Source organism: Aquabacterium sp. (genome assembly GCF_030652515.1).
Taxonomy (GTDB): domain Bacteria; phylum Pseudomonadota; class Gammaproteobacteria; order Burkholderiales; family Burkholderiaceae_C; genus Aquabacterium.
Genome location: NZ_JAUSAR010000010.1, coordinates 103,083 through 116,752 on the forward strand (window position 1 = coordinate 103,083; position 13,670 = coordinate 116,752).

Consider the following 13,670-nt stretch of genomic DNA (forward strand, 5'->3'; position numbering starts at 1 on the left):
ATCAAGGGCTGGCGGGCTGGCGAGCTTCCTTGACGTGAGCCTGGCCGGGCACCGGCGGCAGGCCCTTGACGAAAGCGCTCACGTCCTTGAGTGCGGGTGACAACCAGCGCAAGGGTTGTGCGAATGAGCCCACCAGGGACACGTGGCCCACGTGGTCATAGCGTTCGAAGCTCACAGGCACGCCCGCCGCTTTCAGCTTCTCGGCCAACTGCGCGCTGTTGCGCTCGGGGTTGACCTCTTTGTCTTCCTTGGCCGCGCCCAGGAAGGTGCGCGGCGCTTTCGCGCTCACATATCGGATGGGCTGTGACTCCAGCGGCACCTTGGGGTGGTGGAAAACCACGCGTGTCTGCGGATCGATGATGGGGATGAAATCATAGGGGCCGGCCAGTCCGACCCAGCCCGCCAGCTCCGAGGCTTGATGGCCCTGTTGGCCGAGCCAGCGAGGGTCCAGCGCGATCATCGCGGCGTTGTAGGCGCCCGCGCTGTGCCCCATGACCACCACGCGGCGCGGGTTGCCGCTGAAACGCGCTGATTCGTTCAAGGCATAGACGACGGCTTTGGCGCAGTCGGGCAGGAAGTCCGGGTAGGTCACTTCGGGATAGAGCGGATAGTCGGCCACCATGGCCACCATGCCGTTCGCGGCCAGGGCCTCGCCCATGAATCGGTATTGGGCGCGCTCGCCCATGTGCCAGGTGCCGCCATAGAAAAACACCACGACCGGAAAACCACCTTCGGGGGGCTCTGCTTTGGGCTGGTAAACGTCCAGGCGTTGACGAGCCTGAGGGCCATAGGCCACGTCCGGGGTGAGCCGGTAGGTGTCGCTGGGCACCAGGGCATTGATGGCCTGGGTGGCGGAGCAACCCGCCAGCGCGGCCAGCACGCCCCACAGGGCGGCCAGCTTGAACCATTTCTTCAGCATGGCTGATCCGATCATGACTGCATGGAGAGCCCCAGTGTCCCGTGGCCAGGCGCTGCCGTCCATCGGTGAAGCAGAAGCGCGGGCGTAGGCTGAGGCCTACAGCGGTCAGGCTTGGTGGTCCGGAAAGATCGCCTTGCGGATGACGGCGTGGATGCCCAGGTTGCCATCCACGACTTGCGTGATGCCAAAGTCCACGGCCACCGAGATCAGCGAGATGGCCTCGTCTTCGCTGAGGTGGTGCGCGGTCATCAGGTAATGGCGGGCCTTGCGGAAGGCATCGCGCATGGCGGCTTCCAGCGATGACTTCTGGTAGACCTGGGTTTGCGCGTTGGGCCCGAGTTCGGCCAGGTGATTGGGAAAGCTCAGGCCCTGCAGCACCCACTCGTCGTCGGTCTCCAGGAAGGGGTAGTTCAGGTCGGCCAGGAAAGTGCCGGACATCTGCGTCTTCTTGTGCAGCACCAGTTGGAACACGCCAGTGAGCGAGCACTCGATGGCGGTGCCGCACAGCTCGGAGTCGCCTTGCGAGGCATGCGGGTCGCCCACGGAGAACAGCGCACCATCGACCGACACGGGCAGGTAGACCTTGCTGCCTTTGCCCGCACGCCAGTTGTCCAGGTTGCCGCCGAAGTAGCCGGGGGGAATCGAGTCCACCAGGCCCAACTCTTTGGGGGCGACGGCCAGCACGCCGAAGTGAGGGCGAATGGGCACGATGGCTTTGGACAGCACGCCGTATTGCTTGTCGATGCTCGCCTCGTCCACCGGCACACCGGGGTAGTCGATGGTGTCGTGGCGCACGCCGAAGGGATCGGTCTGCGGCGTCCAGCGGTAGTTGTAGACGGCCTTGGCGTGGGGTTGGGCGGCGGTGTCGTGGATCTCGTAGACGGTGACGACCTCGCGCTCCTTGGGCTCGGTCAGCAGGTCTTTGTATTGGAAGCCCCACCAGGTGGCGGCGTTGCTGCCAAAGAGCTTGCCATGGTGCTTGGGGTGGCAACTGGGGCGGGGCAGGATGTCGAGGATGCGGATCTCGAGCACGTCGCCCGGTTCGGCGCCTTGCACGTAGACCGGGCCGGTGCAGATGTGCACGCCGAAGCCTTCGCCCGCGCCGCGCCCGAAGATGGAAGCATCCATCGGGCCGGCGCCGCGACGGTCCACGCCTTTGCGGTCGGAGGTCCAGTGGAAGACGCTTTCGGCGCCGGGGTCGCCGTCGATCATGCGTTCGCGGTCGTCGCTGGCGTGCTGCGTGAGCGTCTCGATGGTCAAGATGTCGCCCGACTTGACCGAGATGGCGTGCTTGAGCGTGCGGCTGAAGTAGCCCCAGTGCACGGTCTTGTCGGAGGCGGGGATGTAGAAATGGTGGGGCGGCGCTTCGGTGGGCGAGGACGTGGTGGCCGATGCCGCGCGCTTGGGGGTCAGCGCCAACGCGAGGGCGTAGCGGGCGTGGTCGCTCAGCAGGTTCTCGAACTGGCTTCGGCGCGCCTCGCCGCTGTCCTCTCGTTGGTCTTGGGCCTGGGCGCTGAGCCGCGCATGTTCGCGCGCGCCCGCAGGCGGCACGCTGCCCAGCGTGGGTCGGCCGCGTTGCAGCACTTGTTGCGCGTCCAGGTTCTTCGGTGGTTCGGCGCGGTAGGCCTTGGGTGACAGCTTGAAGCGGGCCGTGAAGGCGCGGCTGAAATTGGCCGCGTCGTTGAAGCCCCAGCGGAAGCAGAGCTCGGCGATGGTGAAATGCGCCAGCGCGGGGTTGGCCAGGTCCAGCCGGCACCGCTCCAGCCGGCGGGCTTTGAGGTATTCGCTGAAGGTGGTCGATCCCACCTTGAACAGCTTCTGGATGTAGCGGGTACTCAGGCCTTCGAGCCGGCCGATGTCGTCGATCACCAGGTCGGGGTCGCCCAAGCGCGCTTCCATCGATCGGCACACGCGGCGCAGGTGGCCCAGTTGCACGGAGGTGGAGTCCTCAGCGCTGTCCTCGTCCATGTGCGACAGGCAGGCCACGAGCAACTCGGTCAGCGTGGCTTCAATGGGCGGCAACTCGTGGCGGCCCAGGTGGTCCAACTCGTCGGCGATGGATTGGATCAGGTTCAGGCAGACGGCGCCCACGCCAGTGCGCGCCGAAATCTTGTTGAGGTTCTGCTTGCTGGTGCGCACCAGGCGCAGCACGAAGCTGGCCGATTCGAGCTTGACGACCACGGCGCGGAAATCGGTGTTCAGCTCGATGCGCCAGGGGCGGGTGGGTTCCAGCACGATGATGTCGCCGCTGCTGATGGCGACGGTCTCGTCGCCTTCGATGACCAGGCCGCTGCCGGCCAGCAGGCTGAGCACCAGCACGGCGTTGCCATAGCGGTGCGCGTTGCCGGTGTGCGGCACCAACACCTGCGGTGACGAGGACAGCTTGATGAAGACCGAGTCGAGCGCCGAGCTGCACGATGACACGTGGCCATCCAGCGGGGGCAAGGCACGGCCGGGCGTGCCATTGCCCATCAGCACTTTCTCCAACACCTCGGTCCAGGCGGACTGGCGCAGCTCTTCAGGGAAGGCGTTGGTGGAAAAACGCCGCAGGTCGTTCAACATCGGTTCAGGGCTTTCGCGTGGATCGGAAGATCCTCACGGGCACGCGCAAGATCGGTGCCCGCAGTGGTCTGAAGGCCTGAGTTCAGACGCCGCGCGCCGGGAAGATGCTCTTCTTCACCACCGCGTGCACGCCCCAGTTGCCATCGACCACCTGGGTGATGCCGAAGTCCACCGCGATCGACATCAGCGAGATGGCCTCGTCCTCGCCCAGGCGCTGCGTGGTCATCAGGAAGTGGCGCATCTTGTGATACGCGTCACGCAAGGCCAGGTCCACCGATGATTTGCTGTAGATGGCGTTCTGCGCATCGGGGCCCAGTTCGGCCAGGTAGTTGGCGTAGCTGAAGCCGTGCAGCACCCAGTCGTCTTGCGTCTCGAGCAGGGGGTAGTTCAACTCGGCCAACGGGGTGCCGGGCAGGCTGGCCTTCTTGTGCAGGATGAGCTGGAAGGTGCCGGTGAGCGAGCATTCAATGGCCGTGCCGCACAACTCGGAGTCGCCTTGGGATGCATGCGGGTCGCCGACAGAGAACATGGCGCCGGGCACGGCCACCGGGTAATACACCGTGGCGCCCTTGCCGATGCGCCAGTTGTCGATGTTGCCGCCGGTGTAGTTGGGCGGGATGGAGGTGACCATGTCGGCCTCGGCCGGGGCCACGCCCATGGTGCCGAAGTGCGGCCGCACGGGGATGCGGATGTTCTGCAGGATCTTGTCGTTCTTGGTGATGGTGCTGTGGTTGACGGGCACGCCGGGGTAGTCGATGGTGGGGTGGACCACGCCGAAGGGGTCGGTCTGCGGCGTCCACTTGTAGTTGTAGACGGCGCGGGCCCAGTTGCGCTCGCCGGTGGCATCGACCTCGTAGATGGTGACAACTTCACGCTTCTTGGGTTCGGTCAGGGTGTCGCCGTAATGGAAGCCCCAGTTGGCGGCGGCGTTGCTGCCGAAGGCGCGGCCCTTGTACAGCGGGTTGGCACTGGGCCGTGGAGTGACGTCGATGATGCGCACTTCCAGGATGTCGCCCGCTTCAGCGCCCTTGATGTGGACGGGGCCGGTGCAGATGTGCACGCCCTGGCCGCCACCGGCGCCCACCTTGGCGTCCATCGGGCCAGCACCCCGGCGGTTCACGCCTTTTTTCGTGCTGTCCCAGTGGAAGACGCTTTCGGCCCCGGCGTCACCGCGCACCATGCGTTCGGCATCGTCATTGGCGTGGTGGGTGAGGGTTTCGATGGTGACGAAATCACCCGATTCGACCGTGACCACCGGCTTGGCCGATTTGCTGAAGTACCCCCACAGCACGGTGTTGGCGCTGGCGGGGATGTAGTAGTGGCTGGTCATGCCCGAGCCGGGCTTGGCGCTGGCCGCGAAGGCGCTGGGCGTCATCGACACGCTGAGCGCGCTGGCCGAAACGGCGGTGCCGCTGGCCACCATGGCGTCGCGCAAGAAAGACCGGCGCGCGACCTTGAACTCTTCCTTGACGTCTTTTTCGTCTTCGGGCGAGACGCCGTGGGTGCACGTGGGGCTGCAGATGTGTTTGAGCATGGGAGGCTTTCCTGTCGAAGGGATGAACGCGGGTGCTTGCGTTTCATTATTCGAGGCAGGGGGCTTTGGGCGCTTGTCGGACAACGCACAAAAGCTTGTCGCCGCGACCACGGGGTCTCGTTCAGGACTTGGTCGAAGGAGCCCGTGCTGGGTGGGGTGCTGCAGGGCGGCGCTTGATCATGTCCTGAGGGCCTTGTTCGATCATTGTGCCGCTGCGCTGATGCGCCGCAGCCACGAGTGGCGCGATCAATGCGGCTTCGGGCAAGTTGTGCCAATAGCGACGGGGCATCTCGCGCTCCATCATCTTCACCTTGAGCCGGGCGGGGTTGAAGATGTGCTCGTAATAGGTGAGCCACAGTTGCTCACCCGCATCCACGGGGGGCGCATCGTCGCGGTGGGCCCCGGGCTGGAACGTCAGGTGTGCGCCATCCCATTGAGCACAGCGTTCGGGCGTGAGGATGGCCCAGCGCATGTTGGTGAAGCGGCGCTGGAAGAAGGGCGCGGTGGCCTCGACGATGTGGTGGTCGGGCTCGAACCAGGCGATGTGCAGGGGGCCGCCGGCATGCTCATCGGCCACGGTGCGAAAGCGCACAAAGGCGGTCATCTTGTGCATGTCGCGGCGCACGACGCGGGCGAGGTCTTCGAGCGCGCTGCGGTCCGGGTCCAGCGTGTCGTGGCGCAGACCGGGCTGGTGTTGCAGGCGCCACAGCAGGCGGTACATCAGGGCGAAGCGGCGCGGCTCGCGGTGCAGTATGGCGGTCTGGCACAGGGGCAGGAAGAAGGCGGGCACCTTGGGTGGACTGGCCTCATGAGCGGATGCTGACTCGGGGTGCGTCACGGCGGCGTTGGATGGCGCTTCAGCGAACAGGTCGCCCAGGCCCTGGTAGGCCAGCGTCCACGTCACGTCCTCAGGTGGGACTTGCTCGGCCAGCAACTGGCGCGCGGCCTGCCGAAAGCCCGCCAGATCGATGGGCCCGGTCAGTTCAACGGTGCGGTTCAGCATGGTGCGGTGTCGAACAGATCGGTCTGCACGGCGGGCTGGGGCCGCAAACGCGTGGCCAGGTCAGGCGCGTCCAGGCTGCGACCGGGGTGGTGGTCGGCCACGATGACGAAGGGCAGCACTTTCTTGAGCGAGACGCGCAGCACCGACAGGTCGCTGCAACGCACCCGCCGCACGCGCCGGGTCTGCAGCAGGCGCTCGATGGTCTTGACGCCCAGGCCGGGCACGCGCAGCAGCGATTCACGCGGGGCGCGGTTCAGGTCGACCGGGAAGCGTTCGCGGTGGGCCAGGGCCCAGGCCAGTTTGGGGTCGAGGTCGAGCGACAGCATGCCATCCCCTGGTGGCACGATCTCGTCATGCGCGAAGCCGTAGAAACGCATCAGCCAGTCAGCCTGGTAAAGGCGGTGCTCGCGCATCAGGGGCGGCGCTTGAGAGGGCAGGGCGCGCGGCGCATCGGGGATGGGGCTGAAGGCCGAGTAGTAGACGCGGCGCAACTGATACGAGCCGTAAAGCGTGGCGCTGGTGCCCAGGATGGCGCTGTCGCTGGTAGCGTCGGCCCCGACGATCATCTGGGTGCTCTGGCCGCCAGGGGCGAAGCGCGGCGGCAAGGCCACCAGGGGTGCCGAGCGTGGCCGCGAGATGATGGGCGCAGGCGCTGAAGCTTCCTTGGCCTCGTCGATGTGCACACGCAGTCGCGCCATCGAACGCCGGATGGCGGCGCCGTCTTTTTCGGGGGCCAGGCTTTGCAGGCTCTCGGCCGTGGGCAACTCGATGTTGATGCTCAGGCGATCGGCGAAGCGGCCGGCCTGGGCCAGCAGTTCCGGGCTGGCATCGGGGATGGTCTTGAGGTGGATGTAGCCGCGGAAATCGTGCTCTTCGCGCAGCACGCGCGCCACCTCGACCACCTGCTCCATCGTGTAGTCAGGATTGCGGATGATGCCGGAACTGAGGAACAGCCCTTCGATGCAATTGCGGCGGTAGAAGTCCAGCGTCAGCTTCACCACTTCATCCACTGTGAAACGCGCGCGCGGCACGTTGCTGGTGACGCGGTTGACGCAATACAGGCAGTCGTACTGGCAATAGTTGGTCAGCAGGATCTTGAGCAGCGAGATGCAGCGGCCATCCGGGGCGTAGCTGTGGCAGATGCCAGCGCCTTCGGTGGAGCCGATGCCCCGGCCTTTGACCGAATCACGCTGGCTGGTGCCGCTGGACGAACACGAGGCGTCGTACTTGGCGGCATCGGCCAGGATGGCGAGTTTCTGCTGGATGTTCACTGTATAAATATACAGCTGCCAGCCCGCCTCCGCAAGCTTGGAAATTCAGCCGGTGACGGCCATGGTCATGGCCTGATGGATTCGACGGGCCGTTCCGGCAGGGGTGGTGGGCTGATGGCCGGGCGGTTGTCCGACGAGCGCCCCAGCCGGTTCACCAACTGGTCCAGTTCGTCCGATGTCTTGGGCGCCTCACCGTCATCGGCATCGCCGTCCATGGCCGGGTTGAGCGGTTGTTCGCCAGCCGGATCGGTGGTGATCGGGTTGCCCTCCGAGTCCAGCAGGGGCGCGCTTTCATCAACCTCTTCATTGGTGGGGCTCCATTCGCCGTTGCCGGTCACCGGGGGGCGGCGTGGGCTGGTGAACGCCGCCTGTGAATCCACCAGCTTCTGCTTGAAGGCGGTGCGCAAGAAATCGCCCACCAGCAGCAAGGCACTGTGGCCACCCTGGCCCCAGTAACTGCCGCGCATGGTGACGTGCTGGTCGTTGAAGCCCACCCACGCGCCCGTCACCAGTTGCGGGTGCATGACCATGAACCAGCCATCGGTGTTGTTCTGCGTGGTGCCGGTCTTGCCGGCCAGGTCGCCTTCAGGCACGAAGCGCGTGCGCAGCATGGTGCCGGTGCCATAGGTGACCACGCCGCGCATCATGTCGATCAGGTTGTTGACCGTCTCTGCAGACAAGGCCCGGTCCACCTTGTTGGGGCCGAAGACGGCCACTTCTTTGCCTTGTTTGTCGGTGATGCGCTCGACGAAGTAAGGCTGCTTGTGCTCGCCGCCACTGGCGATGGTGGCGTACACCGTGGCCATCTCCAGCAGGGTGACCGGGCTGGTGCCCAGGGCCATCGAAGGCACCGGGTCCAGCGTGCTGTCGGTGATGCCCATGGCCTTGGCCAGCGCGGTGATGCGCGGCAGGCCGGCATCCTGCATGACCTGGGTGGTGATGGTGTTCTTGGACAAGACCAGGCCTTGCCACATGGTCATCGATTCGCCGGTGCTGCCCGACATGTCGGTGGGCCGCCAGACCTTGCCATTGCCCAGGCGCACTTCGATGGGGGTGTCCACGTAGGTGCGGGTGGGCAGGATGCCGGATTCCAGCGCGGCGGCGTACACGATGGGCTTGAAGGTGGAGCCCGGCTGGCGCGCGGCCTGGCCCACGTGGTCGAACTGCTCGTCGGCAAAGTCGCGGCTGCCCACCCAGGCCTTGACCGCACCATTGCGCGGGTCGATGGCCACGAAGCCGGCTTCAAGCCGGGTCTTGCTGGCGCGCACCTTGGCCATCAACTCGGCATCGCCCAGCACGGCCTTCAAGGCCTCGGCGGGGGGCTGGCCTGACTTGATCAGCTTGCGGTAGTCGGGCGTCTTGCGCGCGGCATCGGCCAGCAGTCTGGGATGCTGGCGCCAGAAATGGGCAAAGGCCTTGCCACCTGGGGCACCCTGCGCATAGCTGTCCAGCGAGCGGGAGACCACCGGCATCGAGGCGGCACTCCACTCCAGATCGGCCACATTCTGCAGGGCCTGCGCCTGGCGCTCCACCGCTTTCGTGGCGGCTTCCTGCAGGCGCGAATCCAGCGTGGTGTGGATGACCAGGCCTTCGCGTGACAGGTCGCGGTCGTGCTGATCGGCCCAGTCGTCCAGCCAACGGCGCACCTGGGCGGCGAAGTGCGGGGCCAGGTCCAGGTCCACCGCCTGGTGGGTCAGGCTGACTTGCAAATCCTCTTGCCTGGCCGCGTCGTGATCGGCTTGGGACAGCACGCCGCGTTTGAGCATCTGCGACAGCACCAGATTGCGCCGGGCTTTGGCGCGCTGGGGGTGCAGCACCGGGTTGTAGTAGTTGGTGCCTTTCAGCATGCCGACCAGGGTGGCACTTTCGGCCACGTCCAGTTCGATCGCGGGCTTGTCGAAGTAAGTGTGCGCGGCGGCCTCGATGCCCACGGCGTTGTACAAGAATGGCACCGTGTTGAGGTAAGCCTCCAGGATCTGGTCCTTGGTGTAGATGCGCTCGATGCGCAGGGCGGTGACGATCTCCTTGACCTTGCGGCCCAGGTTGCGCGAGCGGCCGATGTCTTCGGGGAAGAGGTTGCGCACCAGTTGCTGGGTGAGCGTGGAGCCGCCTTCCATGCGGCCAGTGGCCGTGCGCAAAATGGCCTTGAGGCTGCGCAGCCAATCCACCCCGCTGTGTTCGCGGAAGCGGTGGTCCTCGGTGGCGATCAGGGCCTGGGTCACGTAGGGCGAGACCTGGGCCAGCGTGACCGGCTGCAGTCTTTGCTCCTGAAATCGGCCAATGGTCTTGCCGTCGGCCGACAGGATCACGCTGGGCTGCGGCACCTGGGTGGTTTTCAGCTCGGTGATCGGAGGGGCCTGGGTGACCTGGTAGCCCACGAAGATGGCAGCGGCGACGGTGAGGGCTGCAGTGGCCAGCATCAGCCAGGTCAAGGCCTGGCGCAGTGGTGAATTCATGTCAGCTTGGTTGTCCCATGGGTGAATGCCTGAGTGGGCAATTGGCGTGCCCACGGTGCATTGTGGTTCAGCTTGGGGGTCTGCAAAGTTGACATCATGCGCGCAAGAACCGCGGCTGGCTGGCGGTCATCCCCCATCCGCCTGGGGCACCCGGCCTGGTCGCTCAGTGCTCGTTGGGGGCGAGCGTGCCCGCGTGCACGGGCTGGGGGGTGTGGTGGTAGGCGGCGATCAGGGCCTGGTCCAGCTTGCTCTTGGAGAAACGCGCCAATGCATCGACCCGGGCCGCGGCACCCAGGCTGATGCGCAACTCGGGGTCGTCCACGAGCTTGCTGACCATCGCCAGGGCTTCTTCTTCCGAGTGGTAGACCAGGCCATTGATGCCATGCTGGATGAGGTCCAGGTGGTAGGGCAGGGCCGCGACCACGCAGGGCAGGCCCACGGCCATGGCGCTGGCCAGCATCACCGGGAACTCGGTGGATTCGCCCGCCGCGATGAAGACCCAACCGGTGGCCAGGCGGGACGCGATCCTGGCATCGTCGAGGATGGGAAAGGCCCCCACATTGGCGGCCTTGAGCCGCGCGGCCGAGGCGATGCCGACATCACCGATCCAGTTGAAGTTCAGGCCCAGCTCGGCGGCGCTGAGGATCACCGCCAGCCGGGACAGCATTTCCACGCTGCGCCGGTCGTCATGGTGGTCGCCCGAGACCACGAGCGGGCGACGGGCCTCGTTGCGTGGGGTGTTGAAGAACACTTCGTCGAGTGCAGCCTCGATGGTCACGACCGACTGAACGCCATTGACCGCCAGGCGCTGAGCGTCGGACTTGCTGCTGAAAATGATCTCCTGCCTGTGGGTGGGTGACCCGAGTGACAAGCACCATGCCAGCGCCGTCTGGAAAGGGCGCAGCAGGCCCAGCGTGCGCGAACCGTGGGGCGAGTAGAACACCGAGGCCTGCTTCGGGATGCAGCGGCCCATCTGGGTGCCCAGCAACCAAGGCAGAAAACCATGGAGGTGGATGGCACTGAACTGATGGGTGGCGGTGAGCGTCTGCACAGCGGCGGCCACGCCGATCCAGTGCCGGTGCCCAAGGGCATCGACGGGCACGGTCAGCAGTCGCACCTGCACGGGAAACTTGAAGGTGTGAGCATGCCGTGGGTCGTCCAGCATGACGATGGTCTGGTCGTAGCCCGCGTGGGCCAGCGCTTCAGAGGCGGGGCCCAGGAAACTGAAGACGGCTTCGGTGACGCGGCCGACCACATGCAACACGTGCGACGCACCGATTTCTGCTCTGCTGGATGCGTTCATGGCCTGCCTGCTCAGCGAGCGCCTCCTTTGCCCAGCACCACCAGGATGGTTTTCACCAGGATGACGGCGTCATGCCATAGCGTGTGCTTCTCAATGTAGGTGCGGTCCAGTTCCACGCGCTCTTCATAAGTGGTGTCGCTGCGGCCACTGACTTGCCACAGTCCGGTCATGCCGGGCCGAACATGAAGGTAGTGCCACCGAACCTCGCCGTACTTCTCAAGCTCTGCAAGGGTGATGGGGCGCGGCCCGACCAGGCTCATGTCGCCACGCAGCACGTTGAACAACTGGGGTAACTCGTCCAGGCTGGTCTTGCGCAGAAAGCGGCCGACGGGTGTGATGCGGGGGTCGTCGTTCAGCTTCTGATCGCGCTCCCACTCCTTTCGCGCTTCGGCGTTGGTGCGCAGCAACTCCTCCAGGATCTCGCTCGCGTTGAGCACCATGCTGCGGAACTTCAGGCACTTGAAAAGCTGCCCATCCTGCCCGACGCGGTAGTGGCCAAAGAGCACAGGACGACCGTCCTTGCGCCAGATCAGCCAGGCCACCATCAGCATGATGGGGCTGGTCAGCACGATGAGGATGGCGGCGCACAACTGGTTGAGCAGCCTGATCAATCGGTCGTAAGTGGGGCCTTGCTGGCGCAGTCGGGAGCGCACACTCAAGCCAGTGGCCACGTAGGTGGATGGCTTCATGAGTGGGCTTTCAGGCGAGGTTGTCGGCTCATCTTGTGCGCTGAGGTCTGCTTCACGAGGCTCCCCTGAGGTTGTTAACAACTTGCTACTAGCGAGAATCAGACCAAGGTGCAGAAGACGAAGCTTTTGCATCCAAATGGCGCATCAGGTGAAACCCGCACCGAAGTGATCTCGCATGACATGGCTCATGCACCGATCAAGACCAGGATCTGCGGGCGAAGTTGGTGCCATGGCGATTCGTGAGGAGGCACTGAATGTGCATGTCTTTTGGGCATGAGCTTCATGGCCCCCCTTGTTCTGCGTTCACCGGGCATGCCGTTGGCTGGCCGCCGAGCGACCTGGCTGGTGTTGTTGTGCGCCGCTTTGCTGGTGTATGGCCCCACGCTGCGCACTTTGTGGGAGGGCGTCTGGCAGGAGGACCGCCAGTCCCACGGCCCGGTGCTGCTGCTGGTGGCGGTGTGGCTGTTCTGGCATCGCCTTCATCAGCGGGCCGAGCCTGAGGGGGGCAAGGCCCAGTCTGGATGGGGCTGGGCCTTGTTGATCACGGGGCTGGTGTTGCACGCTTTGGGCCGATCGCAATCCTTCGTGACACTGGAGGTGTTGTCGGTGTTGCCGGTGACCGTGGGCATCAGCCTGATCTGCGGTGGCGTGCGCTTGTTCAGGGAGTTGGCGTTTTGCCACTTCTTCCTGCTGTTCCTGGTGCCCATTCCGGATCTGCTGGCCGACGCCATGACCCAGCCTTTGAAACTGGCGGTGTCGGTGACCGTGGAGCACTTGTTGCGCTGGAGTGGCCACGAGGTGGCCCGTGTCGGCGTGACGCTGGTGCTGCCGCCGTATCAATTGCTGGTGGCCGATGCCTGCTCGGGCCTCAGCTCCTTGTTCATGCTGGAAGCGTTTGGCCTGCTCTATCTGAATGTGGTGCGCCACACATCGGCGCGGCGCAATGTGTTGCTGGCCTTGCTGATCGTGCCCATCTCTTTCACGGCCAATGTGCTGCGGGTTCTGTTCCTGGCTGTGTTGACGGTTCATCAAGGTGATGCCGTGGCCAGCGGCATCGTGCACGGCATGTCTGGGGTGATCCTGTTCGTGCCTGCCTTGTTCCTCACGGTGGGGCTGGATGGTGTGTTGCGGCGCTGGGCGGGGCGGCACGAGCGGGCCTTGCCGCTGGGCATGTCGCCAGCAACACGCTCGTCGGCGGTACCGCTCTTGCCTTTGTCTTTGTCGGTGAGAGAGCTGGCGGCCGTCTGCATGGCTTCGCTGGCGAGCGTGGGGGTGGCAGCGGCCTGGACGCTGGAGCCCCAGGCCGACTGGATGTCGCCCCCAGGTCTGGCCCAGGCGATTCCAGAGAAGTTTGGTGCGTGGTCCATCATCCAGAATGCGCCCGTGCAGGTGAACCCGGCGGTGTCGCAACCGGGTGCGCGTACTCAGAAGCAGCCCTATGACGAGGTGGTCCTGCGCACCTACGGCAACCAGTCTGGTCGTCAGGTGATGCTCACCGTGGCTTATGCCTACCGTTTGCAGCAGGAGGTCAAGATCCACCGCCCGCCGGTTTGCTATGCCGCGCAGGGCTTTGAGATCAAGTCGCTCACGCCAGTCATCCTGGACCTGCCCTCCAGCAGGGCAGGTGAGCCTTTCACGGCCTTGCGGATGGAGGCTTCCCGTCATGGCTGGCAAGAGGTGGTGCTGTACTGGATCCGCGTGGGGGACCAGCACAGCGAGAGCGTGGTGGCCTCCCGCCTGCACATCCTGGCAAGGGGGTTGATGGGCCAAGCCACGGACGGCGTGCTGGTGCGGGTGTCGGCGGTGCGCCATCCTGGTGAGAGCGCGGCCGACATCAACCTTCGCCTGGAGGCATTTTTGCGTGAGCTGTACCCGGCCGTCGAGCGGTCGGGTGCGCCGTCTGGCCGCTTGTTGTGGTGAGGCTTCTGGCATG

Annotated in this window: 9 protein-coding genes; 1 reads left to right on the plus strand and 8 read right to left on the minus strand. The window is 65.3% G+C overall.

Going from position 1 to position 13,670, the window contains the following annotated elements; translation table 11 throughout:
- Position 1 precedes the first annotated feature (1 nt).
- From Q7V20_RS01570 to Q7V20_RS01605, 8 genes are all read right to left on the minus strand, one after another.
- Complete coding sequence (locus tag Q7V20_RS01570; protein WP_304786459.1) at positions 2–919, minus strand: alpha/beta hydrolase; 918 nt, start codon at positions 917–919, stop codon at positions 2–4.
- Between the two features lie 105 nt (positions 920–1,024).
- A complete protein-coding gene (locus Q7V20_RS01575) occupies positions 1,025–3,481 on the minus strand; it encodes an acetamidase/formamidase family protein (protein ID WP_304786461.1) in 2,457 nt (818 codons plus the stop codon).
- A gap of 82 nt (positions 3,482–3,563) precedes the next feature.
- Positions 3,564–5,015: an acetamidase/formamidase family protein gene (locus tag Q7V20_RS01580; protein ID WP_304786463.1), complete on the minus strand. Its 1,452-nt coding sequence runs from the start codon at positions 5,013–5,015 to the stop codon at positions 3,564–3,566.
- A 121-nt stretch (positions 5,016–5,136) separates the two neighbouring features.
- Complete coding sequence (locus tag Q7V20_RS01585) at positions 5,137–6,018, minus strand: TIGR03915 family putative DNA repair protein (protein ID WP_304786465.1); 882 nt, start codon at positions 6,016–6,018, stop codon at positions 5,137–5,139.
- On the minus strand, positions 6,012–7,289 hold the full coding sequence (locus tag Q7V20_RS01590) for a putative DNA modification/repair radical SAM protein (protein WP_304786467.1): 1,278 nt from the start codon (positions 7,287–7,289) through the stop codon (positions 6,012–6,014). The genes Q7V20_RS01585 and Q7V20_RS01590 overlap by 7 nt, the downstream gene beginning before the upstream one ends.
- A 65-nt stretch (positions 7,290–7,354) precedes the next feature.
- On the minus strand, positions 7,355–9,745 hold the full coding sequence (locus Q7V20_RS01595) for a penicillin-binding protein 1A (protein WP_304786469.1): 2,391 nt from the start codon (positions 9,743–9,745) through the stop codon (positions 7,355–7,357).
- Between the two features lie 163 nt (positions 9,746–9,908).
- Positions 9,909–11,048, minus strand: coding sequence for a glycosyltransferase (locus Q7V20_RS01600; protein ID WP_304786471.1), 1,140 nt, complete (start codon positions 11,046–11,048; stop codon positions 9,909–9,911).
- A gap of 11 nt (positions 11,049–11,059) precedes the next feature.
- Positions 11,060–11,737, minus strand: a complete 678-nt coding sequence (locus Q7V20_RS01605) for a sugar transferase (protein WP_304786473.1) — start codon at positions 11,735–11,737, stop codon at positions 11,060–11,062.
- Between the two features lie 282 nt (positions 11,738–12,019).
- Between Q7V20_RS01605 and xrtB the strand changes: the two genes are divergently transcribed.
- Positions 12,020–13,657, plus strand: a complete 1,638-nt coding sequence (gene xrtB, locus Q7V20_RS01610) for an exosortase B (RefSeq protein WP_304786475.1) — start codon at positions 12,020–12,022, stop codon at positions 13,655–13,657.
- Positions 13,658–13,670: the final 13 nt, after the last annotated feature.

Coding starts and splice junctions, on each gene's coding strand:
- Q7V20_RS01570 (WP_304786459.1), bottom strand. CDS start 919: ATGCTGAAGAAATGGTTCAAGCTGGCCGCCCTGTGGGGCGTGCTGGCC.
- Q7V20_RS01575 (WP_304786461.1), bottom strand. CDS start 3,481: ATGTTGAACGACCTGCGGCGTTTTTCCACCAACGCCTTCCCTGAAGAG.
- Q7V20_RS01580 (WP_304786463.1), bottom strand. CDS start 5,015: ATGCTCAAACACATCTGCAGCCCCACGTGCACCCACGGCGTCTCGCCC.
- Q7V20_RS01585 (WP_304786465.1), bottom strand. CDS start 6,018: ATGCTGAACCGCACCGTTGAACTGACCGGGCCCATCGATCTGGCGGGC.
- Q7V20_RS01595 (WP_304786469.1), bottom strand. CDS start 9,745: ATGAATTCACCACTGCGCCAGGCCTTGACCTGGCTGATGCTGGCCACT.
- Q7V20_RS01600 (WP_304786471.1), bottom strand. CDS start 11,048: ATGAACGCATCCAGCAGAGCAGAAATCGGTGCGTCGCACGTGTTGCAT.
- Q7V20_RS01605 (WP_304786473.1), bottom strand. CDS start 11,737: ATGAAGCCATCCACCTACGTGGCCACTGGCTTGAGTGTGCGCTCCCGA.
- xrtB (WP_304786475.1), top strand. CDS start 12,020: ATGGCCCCCCTTGTTCTGCGTTCACCGGGCATGCCGTTGGCTGGCCGC.